The organism is Vibrio sp. PID17_43 (assembly GCF_002608565.1).
In the GTDB taxonomy this organism is placed as follows: Bacteria; Pseudomonadota; Gammaproteobacteria; order Enterobacterales; family Vibrionaceae; genus Vibrio.
On sequence record NZ_LIXM01000020.1, the window covers coordinates 26,375 to 51,185 of the forward strand.

19 protein-coding genes, 3 tRNA genes and 1 pseudogene are annotated in these 24,811 nt (G+C 45.5%); 15 read left to right on the forward strand and 8 right to left on the reverse strand.

Translation table 11 applies throughout. The features are described 5' to 3' along the window. Window positions 1-69: 69 nt before the first annotated feature. Window positions 70-2,082 (reverse strand): NADPH-dependent 2,4-dienoyl-CoA reductase, encoded by a 2,013-nt coding sequence (locus tag AK965_RS14610; protein WP_172438160.1) that lies wholly within the window; start codon window positions 2,080-2,082, stop codon window positions 70-72. A 225-nt stretch (window positions 2,083-2,307) separates the two neighbouring features. On the opposite strand from AK965_RS14610, the gene sppA reads away from it, so the two are divergent. Next, entirely contained in the window at window positions 2,308-4,158 is a 1,851-nt protein-coding gene (gene sppA, locus AK965_RS14615; protein ID WP_099080298.1) for a signal peptide peptidase SppA, read from the forward strand. A gap of 113 nt (window positions 4,159-4,271) precedes the next feature. Next, window positions 4,272-5,285 (forward strand): asparaginase, encoded by a 1,014-nt coding sequence (gene ansA / locus AK965_RS14620; RefSeq protein WP_099080299.1) that lies wholly within the window; start codon window positions 4,272-4,274, stop codon window positions 5,283-5,285. Between the two features lie 237 nt (window positions 5,286-5,522). On the opposite strand, the gene AK965_RS14625 is transcribed toward ansA, so the two are convergent. Next, on the reverse strand, window positions 5,523-5,807 hold the full coding sequence (locus AK965_RS14625) for a YeaC family protein (protein ID WP_099080300.1): 285 nt from the start codon (window positions 5,805-5,807) through the stop codon (window positions 5,523-5,525). Window positions 5,808-5,906: 99 nt separating this feature from the next. Here AK965_RS14625 and AK965_RS14630 point away from each other — a divergent pair, with 99 nt between their 5' ends. Next, entirely contained in the window at window positions 5,907-6,728 is an 822-nt protein-coding gene (locus tag AK965_RS14630; protein ID WP_099080301.1) for a DUF2989 domain-containing protein, read from the forward strand. A 105-nt stretch (window positions 6,729-6,833) separates the two neighbouring features. Here AK965_RS14630 and msrB read toward each other — a convergent pair whose 3' ends face one another. Further along, entirely contained in the window at window positions 6,834-7,247 is a 414-nt protein-coding gene (gene msrB, locus AK965_RS14635; protein WP_172438161.1) for a peptide-methionine (R)-S-oxide reductase MsrB, read from the reverse strand. 332 nt (window positions 7,248-7,579) lie between these two features. Here msrB and gap point away from each other — a divergent pair, with 332 nt between their 5' ends. The 6 genes and pseudogenes from gap to AK965_RS14665 all read left to right on the forward strand — a co-directional run bounded on the left by gap (window position 7,580) and on the right by AK965_RS14665 (window position 14,100). Continuing rightward, window positions 7,580-8,575: a type I glyceraldehyde-3-phosphate dehydrogenase gene (gene gap / locus AK965_RS14640; RefSeq protein WP_099080303.1), complete on the forward strand. Its 996-nt coding sequence runs from the start codon at window positions 7,580-7,582 to the stop codon at window positions 8,573-8,575. 174 nt (window positions 8,576-8,749) lie between these two features. Further along, window positions 8,750-9,634 carry a D-hexose-6-phosphate mutarotase gene (locus AK965_RS14645; RefSeq protein WP_099080304.1) on the forward strand — a complete coding sequence of 295 codons (885 nt, stop codon included), beginning with the start codon at window positions 8,750-8,752 and terminating at the stop codon, window positions 9,632-9,634. Window positions 9,635-9,749: 115 nt separating this feature from the next. Continuing rightward, the gene (gene rlmA / locus AK965_RS14650; RefSeq protein WP_099080305.1) at window positions 9,750-10,592 is read left to right on the forward strand and encodes a 23S rRNA (guanine(745)-N(1))-methyltransferase; all 843 of its coding nucleotides are present in this window, start codon (window positions 9,750-9,752) and stop codon (window positions 10,590-10,592) included. Window positions 10,593-10,670: 78 nt separating this feature from the next. Then, the gene (locus AK965_RS14655; RefSeq protein ID WP_099080306.1) at window positions 10,671-11,618 is read left to right on the forward strand and encodes a ChaN family lipoprotein; all 948 of its coding nucleotides are present in this window, start codon (window positions 10,671-10,673) and stop codon (window positions 11,616-11,618) included. Window positions 11,619-11,803: 185 nt separating this feature from the next. Further along, window positions 11,804-12,025, forward strand: a pseudogene (locus AK965_RS14660) (hypothetical protein); the annotation flags it as partial. A gap of 173 nt (window positions 12,026-12,198) precedes the next feature. Next, on the forward strand, window positions 12,199-14,100 hold the full coding sequence (locus tag AK965_RS14665; RefSeq protein WP_099080307.1) for a BCCT family transporter: 1,902 nt from the start codon (window positions 12,199-12,201) through the stop codon (window positions 14,098-14,100). Between the two features lie 348 nt (window positions 14,101-14,448). Here AK965_RS14665 and vmeF read toward each other — a convergent pair whose 3' ends face one another. Beyond that, window positions 14,449-17,562, reverse strand: coding sequence for a multidrug efflux RND transporter permease subunit VmeF (gene vmeF, locus AK965_RS14670; RefSeq protein WP_099080308.1), 3,114 nt, complete (start codon window positions 17,560-17,562; stop codon window positions 14,449-14,451). Further along, complete coding sequence (locus AK965_RS14675) at window positions 17,562-18,650, reverse strand: efflux RND transporter periplasmic adaptor subunit (RefSeq protein ID WP_099080309.1); 1,089 nt, start codon at window positions 18,648-18,650, stop codon at window positions 17,562-17,564. Before AK965_RS14675 ends, vmeF begins: the two co-directional genes overlap by 1 nt. 294 nt (window positions 18,651-18,944) lie before the next feature. Between AK965_RS14675 and AK965_RS14680 the strand changes: the two genes are divergently transcribed. From AK965_RS14680 to AK965_RS14690, 3 genes are all read left to right on the forward strand, one after another. Beyond that, window positions 18,945-19,029, forward strand: a tRNA-Tyr gene (locus tag AK965_RS14680). Between the two features lie 97 nt (window positions 19,030-19,126). Then, window positions 19,127-19,211 (forward strand) — tRNA-Tyr (locus AK965_RS14685). Between the two features lie 97 nt (window positions 19,212-19,308). Continuing rightward, a tRNA-Tyr gene (locus AK965_RS14690) sits at window positions 19,309-19,393 on the forward strand. 64 nt (window positions 19,394-19,457) lie between these two features. On the opposite strand, the gene AK965_RS20845 is transcribed toward AK965_RS14690, so the two are convergent. Together AK965_RS20845 and AK965_RS14700 are read right to left on the reverse strand one after the other, a co-directional pair. Continuing rightward, window positions 19,458-19,592 (reverse strand): hypothetical protein, encoded by a 135-nt coding sequence (locus AK965_RS20845; protein ID WP_099080310.1) that lies wholly within the window; start codon window positions 19,590-19,592, stop codon window positions 19,458-19,460. Between the two features lie 272 nt (window positions 19,593-19,864). Beyond that, a complete protein-coding gene (locus AK965_RS14700; protein WP_099080311.1) occupies window positions 19,865-20,737 on the reverse strand; it encodes a Tim44 domain-containing protein in 873 nt (290 codons plus the stop codon). A gap of 256 nt (window positions 20,738-20,993) precedes the next feature. Here AK965_RS14700 and AK965_RS14705 point away from each other — a divergent pair, with 256 nt between their 5' ends. From AK965_RS14705 to AK965_RS14715, 3 genes are all read left to right on the forward strand, one after another. After that, a complete protein-coding gene (locus AK965_RS14705) occupies window positions 20,994-21,584 on the forward strand; it encodes a TetR/AcrR family transcriptional regulator (RefSeq protein WP_099080355.1) in 591 nt (196 codons plus the stop codon). 14 nt (window positions 21,585-21,598) lie between these two features. Next, complete coding sequence (locus tag AK965_RS14710) at window positions 21,599-23,473, forward strand: MFS transporter (RefSeq protein ID WP_099080312.1); 1,875 nt, start codon at window positions 21,599-21,601, stop codon at window positions 23,471-23,473. Window positions 23,474-23,633: 160 nt separating this feature from the next. Then, window positions 23,634-24,539, forward strand: coding sequence for a YeiH family protein (locus tag AK965_RS14715; protein WP_172438163.1), 906 nt, complete (start codon window positions 23,634-23,636; stop codon window positions 24,537-24,539). Here the strand turns inward: AK965_RS14715 and AK965_RS14720 are convergent. Continuing rightward, window positions 24,525-24,725 (reverse strand): hypothetical protein, encoded by a 201-nt coding sequence (locus AK965_RS14720; RefSeq protein WP_099080314.1) that lies wholly within the window; start codon window positions 24,723-24,725, stop codon window positions 24,525-24,527. The genes AK965_RS14715 and AK965_RS14720 overlap by 15 nt on opposite strands. Window positions 24,726-24,811: the final 86 nt, after the last annotated feature.

Sequence of the window (24,811 nt, forward strand, 5' to 3'; positions counted from 1 at the left end):
TGAGGAGAAAGAGATTCTCACAACAAAAAAAGCTGCGCAAAACACGCAGCTTTTTCTTACTTTGAATCGCTAAAGCTCAACAGCGAGCTTAACCCCCTGACGAATCGCTCGAACAGCATCGAGTTCACCTGCGTGGTCCGCGCCACCAATGATGTGTAGCTTATCACCCAATTGATGCCATTTGTCTTCAAACGGTCGTACTGACTCTTGTCCAGCACAAATCACCACAGTATCCGCTTCAATCAAACGTTCTTTACCATCGACATGAATATGTAATCCCTGAACATCAATCTTATCGTACGATACACCACCCAATAGATAAACGCCGCGCTTTTCCAGTGTACGTTTATGGATCCAGCCAGTGGTTTTGCCAGGGCCTTTACCCACACGGCCTTTACGACGTTGAAGCACCCACACTTCTTTATCACTGATTGAATCGGGATAAGGGTATAAACCGCCAGGTTGAGACATCTCTTTATCAATGCCCCACTCATGTAACCAATCGTCCAGAGTTTGTCCTTCTGGTTCCGTTATCATGGTTGCAACGTCAACACCGATGCCACCAGCACCAACAATCGCCACTTTTTCACCCACCGGGGTTTTATCGCGGATCAGAGTCTGATAATCGATGACTTTTTCCGGGTTATCAATGCCATCAATGTTCACTTTACGCGGCTCAACACCCGATGCCATGACAACCTCATCGTACTCCGTTAGTAAATCGTAATTTGCTTCCGTCGATAAGTGCAAGTGGACGCCCGTTTCATCAAGACGGTTGGCAAAATAGCGAATGGTTTCGCGAAACTCTTCTTTACCTGGGATCTGCATCGCGAGGCGGAACTGCCCCCCAATACGATCATTCTTCTCAAACAGGTCGACTTTATGCCCGCGTTTAGCCAAGGTCGTCGCACATGCCAAACCCGCAGGCCCCGCGCCCACTACAGCAATATTTTTCTTCTTAAATGCGTCCTTAACCACAATTTCGGTTTCATAGCAGGCAAGAGGATTGACCAAACAACTTGCACGTTTTCCTTTGAACACATTGTCCAAGCACGCTTGGTTACAGCCGATACAAGTATTGATGAATTGAGATTTATTTTGCTCTGCTTTCGCGACAAAATATGGGTCAGCGAGGAATGGGCGCGCCATGGAAACCATGTCAGCCTGGCCCGAAGCAAGAATACGCTCAGCTTCTTCCGGTGTATTGATTCGGTTACAGGTGATGATAGGCACAGAAACATGCGGCTTAACCTTTTCTGTAACCCAAGTAAATGCGCCGCGTGGGACTTGAGTAGCAATCGTTGGTATGCGCGCTTCGTGCCAACCAATACCCGTGTTAATGATGGTCACTCCCGCGTCTTCTAACGCTTTAGCAAGTTCTATCACTTCTTCAAAGGTACTGCCCTGTTCTACGAGATCAAGCATCGATAAACGGAAAATGATAATGAACTTGTCACCCACCGCTTTACGAACCGCCCTAACGATTTCAACCGGAAAGCGCATGCGTTTTTTGTAGCTACCGCCCCACTCGTCATATCGCATGTTAGTGCGCTGACATAAAAACTGGTTGATCAAGTAACCTTCTGAGCCCATTAACTCCACGCCATCATAACCAGCGAACTGTGCCAGTTCGGCACTATTGGCAAAAGCATCAATGGTTTTCTTGATTTGGCGTTCACTCATTTTGCACGGAGCAAATTTGGCGATGGGTGCTTTCGTGCCTGATGCACTTTGCGCGAATGGATGCATCGCATAACGACCAGCATGAAGAATCTGTAAGGCAATCTTACCACCGTGTTTATGCACGGCGTCAGTGACCACTTTATGCGCTTTAGCATGCTTCGGCTTGCTGAACTCAGCGCTTAAAGGGTGTAATCGACCACGTAAATTAGGGGAAAAACCGCCGGTAACAATCAAACCAACGCCACCTTTCGCACGTTCTTCATAAAAAGCAGCGAGCTTCTGCAGCCCCTCTTTGTGCTCTTCTAAACCGGTGTGCATTGATCCCATCAACACACGGTTTTTCAATTGAGTGAAACCGAGATCTAATGGCTTTAACAAATTTGGGTACATGGCAGACATCGCTCAACATCCATTGTTATTTTTGTGGTCTGACCAGAGTACGCCTGCGCCATAAAAAAATCAAACGCACGTTTACATTTTTGTAACACCGATCAATCTCAAGTGAAAATATGCCAATTATTGAGTGACCGTGATAAGCTAAAAAAATGTTATCTTATGAGATCTTAGAGATAAGAACCCAGACTTTATAAGATTAGGGAATGACTATCTCATTGTGGAGACAAGATGAAAAAACTCTTCAAATTTATTGGTCTGATATTTAAGGGGATTTGGAAAGCCATCACCTTTGTCAGGCTTGCATTGGCTAACTTGATTTTCTTATTGATGATCGCCATTTTCTATTTTGCTTTTACCTACACAGGGAATGGCCAGCCCGTTATTGAGAAAGAATCGGCGTTAGTCATGAACCTTTCTGGACCTATCGTGGAGCAACGTCGTTACGTCAACCCGATGGACTCAGTTGCAAGTTCAGTATTAGGCAATGAGCTGCCAAAAGAAAATGTTTTGTTCGATATTGTCGATACCATTCGCTACGCGAAAGATGATCCGAAAGTTTCAGGCCTTGTGCTTGCGCTACGTGATATGCCAGAAACCAATCTCACCAAGCTTCGCTACATCGCAAAAGCATTGAATGAGTTCAAGTCTTCCGGCAAACCAATCTACGCAGTTGGAGCGTTTTACAATCAAAGCCAATACTATCTAGCAAGCTACGCCGACAAAGTTTACCTAGCCCCAGACGGTGGTGTACTGATTAAAGGCTACAGCTCTTACTCGATGTACTACAAAACTCTGCTAGAAAAGCTCGATGTCTCTACTCATGTCTTTCGTGTCGGTACCTATAAGTCTGCCATTGAACCATTCATTCGTGATGATATGTCTCATGCAGCAAAAGAGTCTGCCACTCGTTGGATTACTCAGCTTTGGAGCGCTTACGTTGATGACGTCGCCACCAACCGCAACATCAATGCCAACGTTCTTAACCCAACGATGGATGAGCTTTTGGCTGAAATGAAGTCTGTCGATGGTGACATTGCACAATTGGCGGTAAAAGTAGGGTTGGTGGATGAACTCGCCACCCGTCAAGATATTCGTCGCCTATTTGCGGATAAGTTTGGCAGTGATGGTAAAGACAGTTACAACGCCATTGGCTACTACGACTACCTCGCAACGATTCGTCCAGATGTTAATATCGCCGAAAGTGACGTCGCGGTTGTGGTCGCGAGCGGTACCATTATGGACGGTCAGCAGCCACGCGGTAGTATCGGTGGCGATACGGTCGCGAGTCTACTTCGCCAAGCGCGTAACGATGACAAAGTAAAAGCGGTGGTTCTTCGTGTTGACAGCCCTGGCGGTAGCGCGTTTGCTTCAGAAGTGATTCGCAATGAAGTCGAGGCACTCAAAGCAGCAGGTAAGCCCGTCGTGGCTTCTATGTCTAGCTTAGCGGCATCTGGCGGTTATTGGATCTCAATGGGTGCAGATAAGATCGTTGCTCAGCCAACCACTCTCACTGGCTCCATTGGTATTTTCAGCGTGATCACGACTTTTGAGAAAGGCTTTAATAAACTGGGTATCAATACCGACGGGGTTGGCACATCCCCCTTCTCTGGTGAAGGACTCACTACGGGTCTATCGGAAGGCGCGTCTCAAGCGTTTCAACTCGGTATCGAACACGGCTACAAACGCTTTATTTCTTTAGTGGGTTCTAATCGTGATATGTCGCTAGAACAAGTCGATAAAGTCGCGCAAGGTCGTGTTTGGACAGGCCAAGATGCGCAAGGATTCGGACTTGTAGACCAAATGGGTGACTTTGATGATGCGGTCAAGCTGGCAGCAGAATTGGCGCAACTCGATAAGTACAACATTTACTGGGTTGAAGAGCCATTATCGCCTTCAGAACAATTCATTCAAGAATTCATGAATCAGGCGAAAGTGTCTTTAGGTATCGATGCCTCAAGCTTTCTACCAAAAAGTCTTCAGCCAGTGGTTCAACAATTCGAACAAGACGCAAGCATGCTGCGAAGCTTTAACGATCCAAAAGGTCAATATGCGTTCTGTTTGACCTGCCAAGTACAATAGCTTTTTTAGCTTAGCCAAAAAGGGGCATCTCTGTGCGAGATGCCCCTTTTTATTAGGCTTCATTTCGCTATAATCCCCGCCACTGTTCCCATACATGAAAACAAAGTAGAACGATGACTAGAAAACACATCTACATCGCGTACACCGGTGGCACCATCGGCATGCAAAAATCGGATCACGGCTACGTGCCTGTGGCTGGCTTTATGGAAAAGCAACTCGCCAGTATGCCCGAGTTTCACCGTGCGGAAATGCCAGAATACACGATTCATGAGTACGAGCCTCTGATCGACTCATCCGATATGACGCCCGCAGATTGGCAGCAAATCGCTGACGATATTCGTGATAACTACAATGACTACGATGGCTTCGTAATTCTGCATGGTACGGATACCATGGCATACACTGCGTCTGCTTTGTCATTCATGTTTGAAAACTTGGGTAAACCGGTCATCGTAACGGGTTCGCAAATTCCATTGGCTGAACTGCGCTCTGATGGTCAAGCAAACCTATTAAATGCGTTACACATTGCCGCAAATTACCCAATCAATGAAGTGACACTTTTCTTCAATAACCAATTGATGCGTGGTAACCGCAGCACCAAATCTCACGCAGATGGTTTTAATGCGTTTACTTCACCGAACCTTCCGCCACTATTGGAAGCGGGGATTAACATCCAGATCAGCAACAATGTGAGTGTGGGTACAAAACCAGAAGGTGAATTCAAAGTACATAACATCACGCCACAGCCAATTGGTGTGATCACTATGTATCCGGGTATTTCACACGAAGTTATCCGTAACACGTTACGCCAACCCGTCAACGCAATGATCCTACTCACTTTCGGCGTTGGCAACGCGCCACAAAATCCAGAGCTATTAGGCCACTTGAAAGAAGCCTCTGAACGTGGGGTTATTGTGGTCAATTTAACGCAATGTCTAGCGGGCAAGGTGAATATGGGTGGCTATGCGACGGGCTGTGCGCTTGCTGATTCTGGCGTGATCAGTGGTTTTGATATGACTTCCGAAGCGGCACTGGCGAAATTGCACTACTTACTTAGCCAAAACCTGTCGTACGAAGAAATCAAGGAAAAAATGCAGCAAGTTCTACGCGGTGAAATGAGCCTGTAAGCTTAGCGCACCTACACGTTTAGAATGCATAAGCCCAATGATGATAATTGGGCTTTTTCTTCTAATCTCAATCACCGTAAGTGAGCAGAGTCAGCACAGGAAAAACGTTTAAGAACAAGGCTAAAATTTTCGATAAATAGTGATTCTACAATCAAAAATTTAAACGAAGTTATCGAGCGTTATTACAAGCTATAATCACCAATTATTTACTACGATTGGTATAATTGTCTCACACCATCAGGTATGGTTTGGGTTCACGCGGACGATGTCACTCTCATCTTCACAGAATTGCTTTTTCAATTCTTGCTTAGACTTAAAGCTGATTTCACCACCTGCCGCTACCGTCATGTGCTGAGCATCGGTGTTATGTTTTGATTGATACAACATCACAGCTTGCATACATGAGTCTCGCTGCTGCTGGGAAAGTGTTGTACCCTCTGGCCATCTTCCTGTTTCTACTGCATAGACTAATCGGTCATAGACTTCTGGCGTGATCGCTTTTAATAGTTGTTCTGCGTCCATAATGTACCTTCTTATCACATTCGTTTACAGAACATAACGAGTTAAGAAACAGAGTCAAGAACACACAAATGAATTGGTGTAACGGATCACAAGCAAACCATGAAACGAACATACTGGTTACTGGCAAGTCTTGCCACTGCAACATTAACAGGCTGCTTTGAAGGCAATATAACGACAGAAGAATTATGTCAAAACAACCCTAAGCTGCGTTGTGAACATCTCAATATGGACGACGGACAATGCCGAATCCCACGAACGGATCTGGTTTGGCACCGCTTTGAACAACTCAAAGAGCCCTCTGAAGCCAATCAAGTGGTTGAATACGGCTTAGTCGCAAAATACCGTAAATGTTTAGAGCTTGCCTCTCAGATCACACCAATCGATCAAAGTGCGCTGAAGAGAAAGCGCTTCAATGCGTTAGTTCATAGCATTGATGAACTGGATCGAATAGTGGCTGAACTACAAGGATCGGATGATCCATCGACGCTTTATTTCTTGTGGTCACAAACGGGTGATGAGCAGGCCCGTCGTCAGTTTCTTCAAAAAGAAGGCAAACCAGAGTTAAATTCCGCTGAACTGCAATATGCCCTCGCGACCTTCTATACTAGCCGCGACCCACACAAAACACTCGTTTTACTTAATAATGCGTTATCGATGTCCAACGCTAGCAATCTGAATCCTGTCATACTCGAGTCCATGGCGAGCATTAACCAAGGCCTAGGAAATAAAGAGCAAGCTTACTTATGGGCAATGGTGGGGAAACGCTTTGATGTGCCTCTTGCCGATGAAACCCAATTGAAGCGGATGTTCAATTTTACAAAAGCAGAAACGTATGAAGAGTTGGAAGATCTGGCTAGTTCTATTTCTAAGTCGATAGCCAAAGGAAATTATTCACCAAGGATGATTCCTAACGATTTATAAAATAATAAACTCCCGTTAAACTCGGGAGTTTATTTATGCATGGTCATCGTGAACAAGTCGTCTATTCATTGAAAGGATGAAACATTCTTTCAATGAATATCCGTATTATTGACCAGATTTGTTGAAAATTAACGACACCGAATTCACGCAGTAACGTTCACCCGTTGTTTGGGGACCATCTTCAAAAACGTGACCTAAATGGCTATCACAGGTCGCACATCGAATCTCAGTTCGAACCATTCCGTGACTTAGATCATCTAAATATCGTACTGCTTTATCATCAATTGGCGCATCAAAACTTGGCCAACCACAGCCAGAATCATACTTGCTATCTGAAACAAACAGAGGGGCATGACAACAGGTACAGGCGTACACACCTGTCTCCTTATTATGCAATAGCTTACCCGTAAATGGTGGCTCTGTGCCTTGCTCTCGACAGACTCGAAATTCTTCATCTGAAAGCTGTTCACGCCACTGTTCATCAGACTTCATCACCTTTACTCTACTTTCTTTCACCAATGGTTATTCCTTCTATTTTTTTTGGTCATGACTTTTTTGGCAAAAAACTTGATTCTCGTAACATTTGTAGCACATACTTTCTCACCAGAACACCACGTGTAATTAAATTGCTACGAGTACTTATCTCAAAAGTTATATTACGCCAACTGGAATGTAGAATAGCCAGCAAAAAGTTTAAAAATCGAGCACTTGCGAAGAATTGTTAAAAAAAGCGTCGCATTTTTTTGACTTTAGACAAGTTAAGTCCGATTATCTGTTGCAGATGTTTACTGGATTCTGTAATTTTACTACCAGTTATCTTTAATCAGAAATTAAGTTGTGGAGCAACTATAATGACTATCAAAGTAGGTATTAACGGTTTTGGCCGTATCGGTCGTTTCGTATTCCGTGCAGCGCAAGAGCGCAACGACATCGAAGTTGTAGGTATTAACGACCTTATCGACGTAGATTACATGGCATACATGCTGAAGTACGACTCAACTCACGGCCGTTTCAACGGTACTGTTGAAGTTGAAGGCGGTAACCTAATCGTTAACGGTAAAACTGTACGTGTAACAGCTGAGCGTAACCCAGAAGATCTAAAATGGGATGCAATCGGTGTTGACGTAGTAGCTGAAGCAACTGGTCTATTCCTAGACGACGCTACAGCTCGTAAGCACATCACAGCTGGTGCGAAGAAAGTTGTTCTTACTGGTCCTTCAAAAGACGCAACTCCAATGTTCGTAATGGGTGTTAACCACGCTTCTTACGCAGGTCAAGACATCGTTTCTAACGCTTCTTGTACTACTAACTGTCTAGCGCCTATCGCTAAAGTTCTTAACGACAAGTTCGGTATCGAATCTGGTCTTATGACAACAGTTCACGCGACTACAGCAACTCAAAAAACTGTAGACGGTCCTTCTGCTAAAGACTGGCGCGGTGGTCGTGGTGCTTCTCAGAACATCATCCCATCTTCAACTGGTGCAGCTAAAGCTGTAGGCGTTGTTCTTCCAGAACTAAACGGCAAACTAACTGGTATGGCTTTCCGCGTACCAACAGCTAACGTTTCTGTAGTTGACCTAACAGTTAACCTTAAGAACGGCGCATCTTACGAAGCTATCTGTGCAGCAATGAAAGAAGCTTCTGAAGGCGAACTAAAAGGCGTTCTAGGTTACACTGAAGATCAAGTTGTTTCTCAAGACTTCATCGGTGAAGTTCAAACTTCAGTATTCGATGCTAAAGCTGGTATCGCTCTAACTGATAACTTCGTTAAAGTTGTATCTTGGTACGACAACGAAATCGGTTACTCAAACAAAGTTCTAGACCTAATCGCTCACGTTTCTAAGTAATTAGATATTGAGTTATTAGCGAAGCTTGTGTTTGAAACATAAGATTTGAATAAAAGGCGGCCTTAGAGTCGCCTTTTTTGTATCTGGAAATTGAGGGTTGCCTTCAACATGCGCCCTAGTAACCATGGTAAATGGGCCAAGGTCCCTCCGCCCCCCAGCTATAGGAAACATCACATGGATTTAAATACTCTACCTGCCTTAACCGTTCTATCTGACAATGTCACTGTCGTAGAAATCGACCAAGTAAAAGTGGTTCGCATTATTCATGATAAAGCCATCGCTGGTATCGCTTTACACGGTGGTCATGTGATTTCGTTTACGCCTGCAGGTCAAGACGATCTCATTTGGATGAGCGAAAAAGCCCTTTTTGATGGTAAAGCCGCACTCCGCGGCGGTATCCCAGTCTGCTGGCCTTGGTTTGGTCGCATTGCCGCGCCGGCACACGGTTTTGCTCGTACAGCAGAATGGGAACTGGTTGAGCATCGCGAAAACGACAATGGTGTGATCGTTGAACTGGCTTTGCTCCCTTCAAAAGAGATTCACGACATTTGGCCACACATGTTTGATGCTCGCCTAATTGTTGAAGTGAGTGAAGAACTGAAAATCACACTAAAAGTGACCAATATTGATGACGATGCTTGGACGTTCTCTGGTGCACTGCACACTTACCTCAACGTGGGTGACGTCAAGCAAGCGCACACCAGCGGTATGGGATCTGAATATATTGATAGCTTGAAAGCCGGCGAAGTATGCCAAGGTGGTGACGTTCTGCAACTGACGGACACTATCGATCGTGTTTACACTCAGCCTGAAGCGCAAATCTTCGTGAAAGATCCAGTATTCAGCCGCACACTGAGCGTAGAAAACCACGGTCATAACTCTGCAGTATTGTGGAATCCTTGGGCAGAAGGCGCACAAAGTATGGGGGACATGGCAGACAACGGCTATGAAACAATGCTTTGTGTCGAATCCGCTCTTCATGCGCCAAGTATTGAACAAGGTAAAACTCTACAACCTGGAGAAAGCCATGAACTGGTGACCATCATCTCCGTAAGATAAATGGTGTGGAACCAGAATTCAGATTATTTAAGGTCGGTTTATCCGGCCTTTTTTATTTCGCTTGAGGCTATCCTTTTGGTAGAATTTGTTGCCCTAACCTCCGTCAGAGATCGTCATGAACTACCAATGCCCTCTATGTCACTTACCGCTAACGCTAACCGTAAAGACGTTTAAGTGTGAAAACAACCATCAGTTTGACCTAGCAAAAGAAGGCTATGTGAACTTGATGCCAGCACACCACAAGCGCTCTAAAGATCCAGGTGACAACAAAGAGATGATGCAAGCGCGTCGTCGCTTCCTTGACGGGAACCATTACGATCCATTGCGCCAAGAAGTGGCTCGCCTGTGTGCAAAGTACACAGAAGGTACTCGCCACCAATTGCTCGATATTGGCTGTGGTGAGGGGTACTACACTGATCAAGTGCAACAATCACTGCAAGCGCAAGATGAACAAGCACAAGTCTTCGGCTTGGACATTTCAAAAATCGCCATTCGCTTTGCATCAAAGCGTTACCCTAACTGCGATTTCAGTGTGGCATCGAGCCATCGCTTACCATTTGCTGAGCAATCATTAGATGCCATTCTGCGTATCTACGCTCCGTGCAAAGCCGAGGAACTGCAACGAGTGATAAGAGACAACGGTGTTGTCATTACCGTCACCCCTGCGGCTCGCCACTTATATCAATTCCGTGAGCGTATTTACCAAGACGTGCGCCTCCACAACGAAGAGCCTGAGAACATCGAAGGCTTTGAGCTAGAGCATCAGCAACAGCTTAACTACAGCATGGATTTACAAAATGGTGTCGCCTTCGATCTTCTGCAGATGACACCTTTAGCATGGAAAGCAACAGACGAACTTCGAGAGGAGCTCAAGTCCGCTACACTTTTCCAGTGTGAGGCGGATTTTATGTTGCGTGTTTACCGCAAAAAAACCGTTGTGGAGAGTGGCAAGGCTTAACGTCAAAGACTAAATTGCCATTACTCATTCGCTAGTCAGCCTCCACCAATATCATTCAGACATTTCTGGAGGCTTTCAATGCGCTTTTCTACCCTAGGTCTGATTTTTACGGGCTTAATTACAGGCTGTACATCTAATACACCGACCACTCCTAATACCGTTGCTGGTAACGTGACCAGTTTCTATGACTACCAACTTCATGCTCCTTCTGGTGAAGCCATCTCTGTCAATCAATTAACGCCAGAGCTACAGCAAGCCGATGTGATTCTGATTGGTGAATGGCATACACACGCTGGTATCCACCGTTTTCAGACCGACATGCTAAAACAGCTATCTTCTATAAACCGTCCTCTTGCACTTTCCATGGAACAAGTGGCGCGTGATAAGCAAGCGATCTTGGATTCATACCTAAACGGTGAAATTGGCGAGCAGTACTTCATGAAACAAAGTAATGCATGGCCAAATTACGCAAGTGATTACCGCCCGTTGGTCGAATTTGCCAAGCAAACTGAGATTCCAGTCATTGCCGCAAACGCGCCAAAAAACATTGTGCGTTGTATTGGTCGCCAAGGTGTCGCTTACCTAGATAAACTCGATAGCGATGAGCGCAATTTTGTTGCGGATGAAATCAACACAGCAAGCAGCCCATACAAAGAAAAGTTCATGGCATCCATGCACCATGGCAAACCGGAACAAACTGAAAAGCAATACGCAGCTCAGGTTACATGGGATGAGACCATGGCGGAGTCCATCGTCAAATACTTAGAAAAACATCCCGGCACTCAAGTGATTCACGTTGCCGGTAAATTCCACACTGAAGGCGGCTTAGGCACGGCAGCATCGATCCTCAACCGCAATCCAAACTTAAATGTGGTCGTGATTACCCCTAGCCAAGCGATCACAACAGATAGCGCAGATTACCAACTCAACGTATTAGCGCCACCAGTACGATTCGTCCAAAGAGACAATCTCCTCCAAGCGTACCAACACCTTGCCGAACGGAACAACACTCTTCGATGCAAATAGAATATTTGCCTATTTCCTAACCTTGCTGCGAAAAGCCGGTCGGGTTTTTGCTTATTTTTCAGTCATGTAAAATCGACAGAAACAGATCTATTTCTTATAGAATTCACGTAAGAAATTACTCACTTCACCAATACAAAAATAACACCTTTTTACCTGCACTCAGTGAACGAGTGCTAATGTTCGGAGGTATATCCTTGCTTGCTGCACTGAAGCACATTGACCACGAAAGCAAAAAAGTAGAAGCGGAAAACAAAACCGTCGGTGAGCAAGTGGAACCTTTTGCCCATGGTGCGTTAGCTATGGCTCACCCCGACACCATTGAAGCAGAAGAAGACGATTCATACTCAGCAGGCCAATACTTCTCTGCAGTATTAGCGGTTGACGGTGTTCTTCTCGCACTTGTGTAAACGTTAGTCATTATACCCAAGTGACTTCAAGCTAAGTCATTCTCGATGAACCAAGCATCTCGAGGTTACTTGGGTATGAACAAGATTATCTTTCTTTACGACAAGCTTCCTCGTTTGAACGTTTTTTTACTCCACCCCATAATAATTAACTATTCATTAACGGACGATGAACTTTGAAAAACGCATTTTCTCTTATCGACAAACCCACTTTTTTTGGCGCCATTGCGCTACTTATCTCCATTGTTTTCCCTTTAATTTTATTTCCTGTAGAAGGCGCTGAATGGATTGCTGTCGCGAAAACCTTCATGACAGACAAACTTGGCTTCCTATATTTGGCACTCGGCCTCGCTGCCTTTGTATTTATGATCTATGTTGTCTTCAGCGACATGGGACAAATTAAACTCGGCGACCCAGATGAAAAGCCAGAGTTCTCAACAGCGTCTTGGGCTGCAATGCTGTTCTGCGGTGGCATCGGTGCCAGTATTCTTTACTGGGGTTGTATCGAATGGGCATATTACTACCAGTCGCCACCATTCCAACTAGAACCAGGCAGTGAAGAAGCGGTTCGCTGGGCGGCAACGTATGGCCTGTTCCATTGGGGGCCAATCGCATGGTCAATTTACCTTATCCCAGCACTACCGATCGCTTACTTCTTTTATGTGCGTAAACAGCCAGTGCTAAAAGTATCAAGTGCACTCATGCCTGTACTAGGTGAAGCGCGCAGTAAAGGCGCGGCAGGTAAAGTGGTCGATGTACTATTCATCTTCGGCTTGCTTGGCGGTGCGGCAACCAGTTTAGGTTTAGCGGCACCACTGATTGGTGAAGGCCTGCACTACCTGTTTGGTTTACCAAAGAATACCTTTAGCCAAGTACTTGTTCTTCTCATCTGTACCGCCATTTTTGCCTACTCCTCTTACGCAGGTATGGAGAAAGGCATCAAGGTGTTGAGTAACATCAACTTCTGGGGCGCAATGGGTCTACTTGCTTTCGTATTAGTAGCAGGTCCAACCATCTTTATGTTGGAAACCGGTCTCGATTCGATTGGCCGTATGCTGTCTAACTTCTTTGTCATGGCGACATGGGCAGAACCATTTGGTGGCTACGGTAGCTTTGATGATACTCATTTCCCACAAGACTGGACTATCTTCTACTGGGCGTGGTGGCTGGTGTTTGCACCAAGCATGGGCTTGTTTGTCGCACGCATATCTCGTGGTCGCACTATTAAGCAAATGGTCTCTGGCTCGATCTTTTTCGGTTCTCTAGGCTGTTTCTTGTTCTTCATGATCTTAGGTAACTACGGCCTATCATTGCAGCTATCCGGTGAACTTGACGTGGTTGGCATTCTCAATGCTGAAGGCGCTACCACTGCTATTTTCGCTATGTTGGATGCGCTGCCAATGAGCACCGTCGTGATCGCTGTATTTACCATACTTTGTATCATCTTTACCGCAACGACATTTGACTCGATCTCTTACATCCTCGCTTCTGTTGTGCAAAATAACGTAACGGAAGAACCAATGCGCTGGAACCGTATGTTCTGGGCATTCACGTTGTCGTTCTTGCCGACTGTTCTCCTGTTTATGGGCGGTTTAAGCACACTACAAACAGCAGCGATCGTTGGCGGTTTACCTCTACTTGGTATCTCAGTCATGCTGATGGTCTCCGCCGTGCGCGCAACATCACTCGATATCAGACATCAAGAAGATTACGTCGAGCCAACTATCAACATTGAAGAACTTCCGGACATTGACCCATGGTCAACGGAAGGGATGGCGATGGCGAAGTTCGAACGTGCACGTGATGCGGCTCAAGAAGCGGCGGAAGAAGAACGTGAAGCATTAGCAGCACTGATGAAAATGCGTAAACGTATTCGTGCCTTTGCCTTGGAGCACAGCAACGACACCAACTTTTCTGATCATCACCTACCTCAAGACATGCAAGATGAATTGCAGGCTCTAGTTGATGCTGTAACAGCGACTCAAGACAAAAAACTGCAATTGTCTGAGCAAGCACAGCAAGCTCGCATGGACTTCAATCAAGTGGTTGTCGCACAAACTGTTGCGATTCCTGCGTAATCTTTCGCTAAGACGTTTACCTCTTAAACTGAAAACTAAAGCCCATTTCGGTGGGCTTTATTCTACCGCCAAAAAACGCCCCCTCACACAAGTGAAAGCCCGTATCACGATCCAATAATTGCTTCATCGTTCTCTTTGTTTTAAACCGGCAGCTCGCGGTTTTAATAATCCTCTTATTAACCACACGGCATAGTGAACAGCCGAGCAATGGACGATGCGTGATACCGACTCAGATAAGTAAGTGGTATAGCGTAGAAAAAACGCTTGAGAAATGGCAGAAATGATTGACATAAAAAAGCGCCGAACAACCAGTGTTCGACGCTTTGATTGGCTACGCTATCGCTCATATTATGGGTGAGCGATACGCCCCTTGTTATCGTGACTAAGCGCTTTATTAAGCTCCGCTTCCACATGTCCTGGCGCTCGAGTCTTCGCAGAGATCAGGCGGTACATTGCTGGAATAACGAATAACGTCACTAAGGTTGCGAAGCCCATACCAAAGAAAATCACGGTACCGACCGCGACGCGGCTTTCATAACCGGCTCCGGTGGAAACAATGAGTGGAATGGCCCCAGCTAGCGTAGTAAACGCCGTCATCATGATCGGACGAAGACGACGAGCGGCGGCATCAATAATGGCTTTTTCAAACTCAATACCTCGATCACGGAGTTGGTTAGCAAATTCAACAATCAAAATACCATTTTTGGTCACCATGCCTATCAACATGATCATACCGATCTGGCTATAGATGTTCATTCCTTGCCCCATAACCACAAGGCCTAAGAACCCACCAAATACCCCCATTGGAACGGTGAACATTACCACTAATGGGTTAACGAAGCTTTCGAACTGCGCGGCAAGTACTAGATAAGCCACCAGTAAAGCTAAGCCAAAGACAATCGCGACGCTAGCCTGGTTCTCTTTGAAGTCTTTCGACTCCCCAGAGTAACTCACCGAAATATCACCCGGCAGATTATCAATCGCTTGTTGGTCGAGGAAGTTCAGTGCCTCGCCTAACGTAAAACCATCCGACAAGTTCGCTTTAATGGTAATCGATTTCTGCTTGTTGTAGTGGGACAGACGGATCGAGGCCGCGACCTCCTCGATTTTGGTTACCGTATCTAACGTCACCAATTCACCGCTGTTGGTACGCAGGTAAATCTGACTCAAATCTTCCGCATTGCTAAAGCTGTTTTCATCACCACGCAAATAGACATCGTACTCTTCACCGCGCTCAACGAAGGTGGTCTCACTCTTACCGCCGAGCATTATTTCTAATGTGTCCGAGATGTCTTTGACACTCACACCCAGTTCTGCTGCGCGACGCTTATCAACCGAGACCAATAACTCTGGGGTTTTCTCAGAATAATCGATCTCCGCACCTTCCATTATTGGAGACTCTTCCGCTTTATTCTTTAGCATTTCAGCCCAAACCAAAAGCTCATCATAATCAGAGCCACCTAGCACGAACTGGACAGGTTCACTTGAACCACCACGGAAACCAGGCATGAAAGGAAATACTCGGACATCAGGAATACCGGCCAACGACTTACGAACCTGGTTTAACGCTTCTTGCGCGGTCACATCTCTTTCGTTCCAATCTTCCAAAATCATGATCACAAAGCCAGTTTGATCGCCAGCTTGACCACCAAAAGCAGGCGTCTGGATGCTGAATGATTTTAAAAAGCCTTGGCCAAGCAATGGCATTAAGCGGTCTTCTACAATGTCCATATTTGCCGACATACGATTGTATGACGTGGCATCCGCACCACGAACAAACGCAAAAATAACACCACGATCTTCTTGCGGTGTTAACTGTGCAGGTACTTGATTCATCAAGACATAGCTGCCCCCCATACAAGCAACAATCACCAACGGAGCGACCCAACGTAACTTAAGTGCACCTTTTAACGTTTTTCGATAGCCGGTTTCTAGGTGGGCAAATAATTTATCCACGGCGAGATTAAAACGGTTTGGTTTTACGTTTGCTTTTAGAATCTTACTGCCAAGCACTGGCGTTAGCGTCAACGCGATCAATGACGAAAAGATCACCGACATCGCCAACAAGACTGAGAATTCGGTAAACAACAAACCAACCATGCCATCCATGAAGGAAATGGGCAGGAACACCATCACCAAAACCAGTGTCGTAGCGACCACTGCAAAGCCAACTTCCCGCGTACCTTTATAGGCAGCAAGCAGTGGTGATTCACCGCGTTCTATATGGTGGAAAATGTTCTCTACCACCACAATCGCGTCATCAACCACCAAACCAATCGACAGAATCAATGCCATCAGGGTGATCAGGTTTATCGAGAAACCAAAGTAATAGGCGGCGATAAAAGAAGAAATCAGCGATACCGGCACAGTGACCGCTGGAATAAGCGTTGCCCGAGCCTGACCAATAAAAATATAGAGGACTAAAATAACCAGACCACCCGTAATAAAGAGCGTGCTGTATACCTCATCAATCGAGCGTTCAATGAATACTGTGGCATCATAGTCGATGGCCAGACGCGTACCGTCCGGTAAGAACTTCTGAATCTTATCCACTTCTGAGCGCACCGCCTGTGCCACTTCTAGTGGGTTGGCGTCTGATTGCGGAACGACGCCCAAGCTAATGTTGACTACACCATCGCTCTTAAAGGTTGAGTTTTCGTTTTCCGCACCAATGAACACGTCCGCCACATCTTTCAGATAAATAGGCGTGTTATCGCTAGCACGTTTCACGACAAGATATTGGAAGTCTTCCGGCGTATTGTACGTACGTGCTGTACGTACTGACATGACGGTTGAATCGTTACGAACCTCACCACCTGGACTTTCCAAGTTTTCACTTCGCAGAGCGGCAGTAATATCAGAGGCAGTGACAGAGCGCCCCGCCATCAGCTCCGGCTTTAGCTTCACGTACATCACTTTGTACAAACCACCGGACAAGTCGATCGAACTGACGCCCGATATCAGACTGAAACGGTCCATGAGTACGCGCTCGGCATAATCCGTTAGCTGGGTACGGTCCATCTCTGATGAACTGAGGTTAATATAGAGGGAGGCTTCACCAGAACCATTATTCTTGTAAACAACGGGATCGTCCGCTTCATCCGGCAACGAACGCTGTGCACGCGCCACGGCATCACGAACATCACTCACGCCGGTGTTTAAGTCATAACCCAATTCAAAGGTAATGGTGATGCGCGACATACTGTTGCGCGTCGTTGAGCTGATCTCATCGATGCCACTGATGCCCGAAAGCTGATCCTCAAGTACCGAAGTAATTTGACTTTCAATGATCGTGGCCGATGCGCCTTCATAACGTGTACTGATCGAAACCACCGGGCTTTCGATGTCTGGCATCTCGCGGACTGCAAGCTTAGTAAATGAAACAAAGCCAAAAACACAGAGCAGCAAACTTAACACCAACGCAGCAACAGGGCGTTTTACCGAAACATCAGAAAGTAACATTAATTCACTTCCTTAGCGGCTTCATGTTGCTCGCCCTTGGCATCGGCATTTTTTACTTCAGAAGGCGCGGCAATCTCTTTTACTTCTACACCATCGCGCATATTAACAATGCCTTGAACGACGATCTTGTCGCCAATTTCCACACCTGAGTCGATCACCACTTCGTTCTCAACTCGAGCCCCAAGGAAAACTTGCTGACGCTTGGCTTTGTTGTTTTCATCGATTACGTAAACAAAACGTTTCGTCCCTGAGTACTCTAGGGCTTGCACTGGAATAATAGGCGCTTCGATAGCCGGGAATGCCAACGCTGCATTCATTAACATACCTGGTTTTAAGCGATTCTCAGGATTATCGAACTTAATTCGAACGCGCAAATTCAGCGTTTCCGCGTTAATGCGGGTATCAATGGCAGTCACTCTTCCTGTAAAGTCGAGATTACCCCAAGCACTGGTCGTTGCGTGCACTTCCATACCAACAGAAAGCATTGACAGGTAACGTTCTGGCACTGGCAAGTCCAGTTCCATCACCGACAAATCATCAAGCGTTAAGAGCTCGGTGCCTGCGCTCACCATTTTACCTTTGCTAAAATCAATAAAACCAACGGTACCGGCAAAAGGGGCAGTAATGTGAAGATCCGCTAGGTTAGCTTTAGCCGCGTCAAGGCGTGCTTGTGCTATTTCTACACGCGCTTTTTGCCCATCAATTTCAGTTTGGGTAATCGCATTGCGTTCTAACAAACGTTGGAACTCTTTGAGCTTGCGCTGCTCATCGCTGAGGTAAGCTTTTGCCTCAATCAAAGCCGCTTGAGCTTTATCATCATTGAGTTGGACCAAGAGCTGACCTTGCTGAACGTTTTGGTTCGCACTAACGGTGATTTGTTTGACCTTTCCAGAGACCTCAGAGGCAACCACCACAGATTCAGCGGCTTCTAACTTGCCAATAAGCGACAGAGATTGGTTAATTTCATGCGTTTCTACTTGCTCTGTCACAACCGTAACAGCCGATGGACCACGCTTTGCTGCAATAGCGGTCGGTGATGCCATCAATATAGAAAGCGTTAAAACAGATAAAGTGGCTTTCATGCTCATAATTTTGATGTCATTTAGGGTTATCTCATTAAACTGCCTACAGTTTATCAGTTGAATCCCTTAATAACGTCAAGGAGTGTAAATTCGAGTAAAAAGTCAGTATCTACTTTGTATATTCCACATACAAAATGCCGAGTTTCTATCATCTTTGCCCAAAAAGGCAGCATTCGATGTGAAAACGTAAGAAAAACGCTTTACAGCCGGAGCGAGTTTGCTATGATTCGCTCCGAACTTGAGAGATGCGTTGGGAAAACACTCTTAAGCATTACTCTGCAATGAGTAAGAAAACACCCTGGAGGGGTTCCCGAGTGGCCAAAGGGAGCAGACTGTAAATCTGCCGGCTCCGCCTTCGATGGTTCGAATCCGTCCCCCTCCACCATATTGCTTCTTGTGAACACATCATAAGAAACCACTTGAAAAGCCGTGTTGGGAAAACACTTTTCAAGCTTACTTTGTGAAGAGTAAGACAACACCCTGGAGGGGTTCCCGAGTGGCCAAAGGGAGCAGACTGTAAATCTGCCGGCTCCGCCTTCGATGGTTCGAATCCGTCCCCCTCCACCATATTGCTTCTTATGAGCACATCATAAGAAACCACTTGAAAAGCCGTGTTGGGAAAACACTTTTCAAGCTTACTTTGTGAAGAGTAAGACAACACCCTGGAGGGGTTCCCGAGTGGCCAAAGGGAGCAGACTGTAAATCTGCCGGCTCCGCCTTCGATGGTTCGAATCCGTCCCCCTCCACCATATTGAAAAGCCAGCTCATTGAGCTGGCTTTTTTCGTTCTATTGCACACAAAACAAACTAACGCTTAGCGCTCGTCTTTGCTTTTTTCTAAATGATCAGCGTATTGCTTCTCTACCCATTTGGGAAAATGCATGCCTGCCTTCTTAAACAACATGTAATCTAATAACACGAGCAGCAAAAGACCTAATATCGTTCCCATCGAGTTGCCCCTGACTTGTATTCATTAATACATAAACAACCATTAAAAGCCGAAGCACAAGAATAGATTGGCTGATAGCTACAGAACCAATACTGCATTGAGTTACGCTAAGTGAATAATCGACAATAAACGATTGATGCTCTAAAACTATTAGCGCTCTTTGATACTCCACCTAACAACACAACCCAGAACATACTTAGCTTCAGATTCCAGACATAAAAAATCCCGCTTAGAAACGGGATTTTATTAAAACGAAATCGAATGTTTGGCGATTAACCTTGAATACCAACGATCAACCAAGGTGCATTTGGCACAGTTAGATCACGCTCAAGATGCCAGATATCTTTGATATCTTCTTCGATATTTTCAGCAGCATCACGGTAGCGACCGCTGAACTGTAGGCTAAGCTGTGCTTTATTCGCATCGTAATCCGCACGAACAATCTCCGCATCAACGTACATCACATCTGTATGTTGCTCGCCTTCTAGCTTCGCGCGCTCTGCCTTCAGGTCTTCAAATAAGCTCTGAGAAACATACTCTTCAATCGTGTCTAGTTGATTGTGATTCCAAGCACCTTGCAGGATTCGGTAGTGTTCACGAGAACCATTAATGAATGCTGCTTGGTCAAAGCCCGGAGGGTAGTTATGTGGGATATCCGCTTGATTGCCGAAACCACCAAAGCCACCTGTGTTTGTATTTGGCTGCTGTTCAAAGTTCTGCATGTTTGGTTGTTCGAACTTAGAGTGATTACCACCAAATGCAGGCTGCTGACGATGCTGGTTCATACTGCCCTGCTTAGCTCCAAGCAGGCCTCGCATTAGCTTGAAGATGACAAAAGCAATCAAACCAATGATTAAGATATCCATAAACTGGATGCCTTCGAACGAACCACCAAAGAATGCGGCTAGTAACCCACCGGCAAGAAGACCACCAAGTAAACCTCCCATCAAGCCTTTCTTGCTTGAAGACTTAGTCGTTTGCTCTTTACCGATCGTATTTGTATTTTGCTGCTGCTGTTTTGGTGCAGGCGCGGTTTTATAACTCTTACCGAAAGATTTACCACCACCAAACTTCTTCGCTTCCGCGATAGGCGTTACAGCAACAGTAAACATCAGTAGGGCGACAATCGAAAATAAACGTTTCATCGTTATCCTTAAAATTGACGATAAGTACTTAATCATGCTGCGGACTGTGCGACGAACAAGCATCTAATGTCAGTAGCACGCTAAATATGAGATATGACCATCATACTCCGTCACATTCAACAATGAAACACTCCACAATAGAAGACATGTATCAGAATATTGCCAAACTTATAGGCTTATGACTTCTTTGTCTTATTGACGCATATTCACGAGCTGACTATCATATTGAACATTGTTCAATATGTGGTTTGGGACTATGGCGCGCAGAAACGATCATACTAGGGAAGAGTTAGTGAATTTGGCCTTAATGACGGTCAAGCACTTTTTAGATGAAAATTCTTACCACGAACTCAGTCTTCGTAAGATTGCAAATATGATCGGTTACGTGCCTAGCACATTGGTCAACATTTTTGGAAACTACAATTTACTGTTGTTACACGTTGTAGCACAAACACTGGACGAGCTACAGCAAGAAGCGCTAAAAGCAACTCACAATTGTGAAGATCCCCATCAAGCCTTGTTTGAACTAGCCTACTGCTATCACGACTTCGCAAAACAGCACCCTAACCGTTGGCAGCTTGTGTTTGAGCACAACATGAACGGTGCTGAATTACCAGAGTGGCACGCTAAACGTATTGATGGCATGACATCTATGTTGGAATCATTACTTGCTCAAATTTCCCCTCATCGAACAGAATCCGAAGTACTACAAGCGAGTCGTGTTTTATGGTCAGGCGTGCATGGTATTACTCTTCTTAGCGTCGATGATAAGTTTTTCTCGAGTGAACCCATTGATGGTAAACAGCTGATTAATAACCTGCTCTCTAACTATCTCGTCAACTGGTAATAAAGGGATTATTCATGCCATCTGACAGTCAGCCGTCTCTACTTACTCAAAGAAAGTTCTTTCCCTACTTTGTGACCCAGTTTTTGGGGGCTTTCAATGACAATATTTTCAAGAATGTGCTGTTGCTGTTTGTGGCCTTTGCTGGTTCGAGCGCCTTACCTATATCAAGCAATCTATTCATCAACTTAGCCGCTGGCTTATTCATTCTGCCCTTCTTTTTGTTTTCTGCATCAGCAGGTGTTCTGGCCGACAAATACGAAAAATCATGGTTTATCCGTAACGTAAAGCTGTGCGAAATCGGCATCATGCTGCTCGGTGCGATAGGCTTTATTACCGAAAGCTACGGTATCTTGCTGCTATTATTATTCCTCATGGGAACTCAGTCCGCTTTCTTTGGCCCGGTTAAATACGCACTTTTACCTCAGCAACTCAACGAAAAAGAGCTTATTCCAGGTAACGCACTCGTAGAAGCCGGAACCTTCATCGCCATTCTCATTGGTACTATTGGTGCAGGGCTGATTGCCTCTGCAGACAACGCAAAATACTTAGCCGCGTTCTGCGTGGTTATCTTCGCTTTGCTTGGCTATTTATCCAGTCGGTTTATTCCGTTCGCGGCTTCAAGCGCTCCGAACATTCAATTCCGCTGGCAACCTTATAAACAAACCAAGCACACACTTTCGATTGCTAAATCTGATCGTATCGTATTTGAGTGTATTATGGCCATTAGTTGGTTCTGGTTCTTAGGTGCTGCGTACTTAACTCAATTTCCAAACTTTACCAAAGAATATTTGAACGGCACTGAAAGTGCCGTTTCCTTCTTGCTGGCTCTATTTTCCATTGGGATTGCATTAGGCTCGTTAGCGTGTAACTGGTTTTCCAACCACCGTATCGAAATAGGGATCGTACCCATTGGTGCGCTTGGAATCACTCTATTCGGTTACCTGATGACCACCTCTATCCCTTCCGAATTGCCAAGATTCCATACCTTAGCGGACTTCATTAGCTACGAAGCATTTTGGCCACTGTTCTTCTACTTATTAATGATTGGCGCATCAGGGGGGCTATTTATTGTACCGCTGTACGCTCTGATGCAACTTCGAGCCAAAGAGACGGAACGCGCTCAGGTGATTGCAGGGTTAAACATTTTCAATTCCCTGTTTATGGTTGGTAGCGCCATCCTCGGCATTGTTTGTCTCAGCGTGATAGAGATGACAATCCCTCAGTTGTTCGCACTATTAGCCATAATGAATTTTCTCGTCGCGACTTATATCTTTTTGCAGATCCCTATCTTTGTTGTGCGTTTTATTATGTGGGTACTGACCCACACTATTTACCGTGTGAAACACAAGAACTTGCACTATTTGCCAGAACATGGTGGTGCGCTGATCGTCTGTAACCACGTCAGCTACATGGATGCACTATTGCTGAGCGCAGTATGCCCCCGTTTGATCCGCTTTGTCATGGAAGAGGATTATGCCAACCTTCCGCCGCTACGACGCTTCTTACGCCGTGCTGGCGTGATCCCGATCTCTGCAAGCAACCGAACATCCATTCGTCGTGCCTTCAATGATGTTGAACAAGCACTGAACGACGGCCACATCGTCTGTATCTTCCCTGAAGGTCGACTCACTGCAGATGGTGAGATGAATAAGTTTATGCGTGGTATCGATATTATTCTTCGTCGTAGCCCTGTACCAGTCATCCCAATGGCACTAAAAGGACTCTGGGGCAGCTACTTCAGTCGTGCAAAAGGTCGAGCTTGTAAAGGCATGCCGACGCGTTTTTGGTCTAAATTAGAAATCGAGGCGGGTACACCTGTCGAGCCCAAAGAAGCCACTGCAAGCGCCATGTTTGAGAAAGTAAAAGCACTGCGCGGTAACTGGCGCTGAGTTTAAGCGAAGTATTTCTGGCTCTTATACATACGTTTAGTTTTTCTGAACGCTTGTTCAATTCATTAAGACTTTCTGACCAAAAACGTTACTGTATACTTGACGCTTTAATTCATTACAACGAACGACATCCTTGAATACAAAGAATATTCCCTTTGGACTGGCACTGCTGTTTTGCTTCACCCCTTTTGCGTCCTCTCCTATTGCGCTTATGATTGGTTTTCTATTGGCGAGCTTTAGCCTAGTACCGACAGAGCTTCCTATTGCTTCGTTTACCAAGAAGTTGCTTTCTTACTCCATTATTGGCTTGGGCTTTGGTATTCATTTTGAGCAAGCACTGGCCGTCACTTCTGACGGTATTGGTCTGATCATCACAACCATCGTGGGTACGCTAGTAATTGGTATGATGATCGCGAAAGTCATTAAACTCGAACGCACTACCGCTTATTTGATCGCTTCTGGTACTGCGATTTGTGGTGGCAGTGCCATTGCCGCTGTTGCCCCCGCCATCAAAGCGAAGGATGAGCAAATTGGCTTAGCCTTAGCGACTGTGTTTGTCCTTAACTCTTTAGCGCTCTTTATTTTTCCGGTGATTGGTCATGCTCTTGGTTTGGATCAGCACACATTTGGTACATGGGCAGCGATTGCCATTCATGATACTTCTTCAGTCGTCGGTGCTGCATCGGCTTACGGTGAGGAAGCACTCACAACCGCAACAACATTAAAACTCGCTCGCGCGCTGTGGATCATTCCTGTTGCACTAATCAGCGCGATAATTTTCTCTCGTGGGAATGGCGAAGAAGGTAAGAGTAAGCTAGTAATTCCTTACTTCATCTTTTGGTACTGTGCTGCCATCGCATTCAGCGACTTCTTCCCACAGTTTGAAATGGTATATCAAGGTATCTTTACGATTGCTAAACAGGCGCTTGTGGTATGTTTGTTCTTGATTGGCTGTAGTATCTCAGTATCAAAACTGAAATCGGCAGGGGCAAAGCCGTTAATGTTTGGTGTGACGCTTTGGGTGCTGATTTCAACAATATCACTGGGTTGGCTACTTCTCAGCTAAGCTTCGATTGATTTTCTTTGGCTGAACTGACTCAGCTTTTCGAACGCTTTGGCTTTTGTGTACTAACACTAAAGCCAAAGCGACCAGAAAAGCGGTTAACTCAGCCAATGAACGCATTAAGCCCTCACTGCTGATAGCAACACCGATTTGCAGTAATACCGCCACCGCTAACGCTAATTTGATCATTCTGAAACTTATGCCTTATTCCTTAATCTTTGAGCATGATTATGATTCAGAGTTATAAGGATACGAAATTCCCTTTTCGACTAATT

Bases quoted from the DNA above. Each gene is read 5' to 3' on its own strand.
- AK965_RS14610 (WP_172438160.1), bottom strand. From the start codon at position 2,082: ATGTCTGCCATGTACCCAAATTTGTTAAAGCCATTAGATCTCGGTTTC.
- sppA (WP_099080298.1), top strand. From the start codon at position 2,308: ATGAAAAAACTCTTCAAATTTATTGGTCTGATATTTAAGGGGATTTGG.
- ansA (WP_099080299.1), top strand. From the start codon at position 4,272: ATGACTAGAAAACACATCTACATCGCGTACACCGGTGGCACCATCGGC.
- AK965_RS14625 (WP_099080300.1), bottom strand. From the start codon at position 5,807: ATGGACGCAGAACAACTATTAAAAGCGATCACGCCAGAAGTCTATGAC.
- AK965_RS14630 (WP_099080301.1), top strand. From the start codon at position 5,907: ATGAAACGAACATACTGGTTACTGGCAAGTCTTGCCACTGCAACATTA.
- gap (WP_099080303.1), top strand. From the start codon at position 7,580: ATGACTATCAAAGTAGGTATTAACGGTTTTGGCCGTATCGGTCGTTTC.
- AK965_RS14645 (WP_099080304.1), top strand. From the start codon at position 8,750: ATGGATTTAAATACTCTACCTGCCTTAACCGTTCTATCTGACAATGTC.
- rlmA (WP_099080305.1), top strand. From the start codon at position 9,750: ATGAACTACCAATGCCCTCTATGTCACTTACCGCTAACGCTAACCGTA.
- AK965_RS14655 (WP_099080306.1), top strand. From the start codon at position 10,671: ATGCGCTTTTCTACCCTAGGTCTGATTTTTACGGGCTTAATTACAGGC.
- vmeF (WP_099080308.1), bottom strand. From the start codon at position 17,562: ATGTTACTTTCTGATGTTTCGGTAAAACGCCCTGTTGCTGCGTTGGTG.
- AK965_RS14675 (WP_099080309.1), bottom strand. From the start codon at position 18,650: ATGAGCATGAAAGCCACTTTATCTGTTTTAACGCTTTCTATATTGATG.
- AK965_RS20845 (WP_099080310.1), bottom strand. From the start codon at position 19,592: ATGGGAACGATATTAGGTCTTTTGCTGCTCGTGTTATTAGATTACATG.
- AK965_RS14700 (WP_099080311.1), bottom strand. From the start codon at position 20,737: ATGAAACGTTTATTTTCGATTGTCGCCCTACTGATGTTTACTGTTGCT.
- AK965_RS14705 (WP_099080355.1), top strand. From the start codon at position 20,994: ATGGCGCGCAGAAACGATCATACTAGGGAAGAGTTAGTGAATTTGGCC.
- AK965_RS14710 (WP_099080312.1), top strand. From the start codon at position 21,599: ATGCCATCTGACAGTCAGCCGTCTCTACTTACTCAAAGAAAGTTCTTT.
- AK965_RS14720 (WP_099080314.1), bottom strand. From the start codon at position 24,725: ATGATCAAATTAGCGTTAGCGGTGGCGGTATTACTGCAAATCGGTGTT.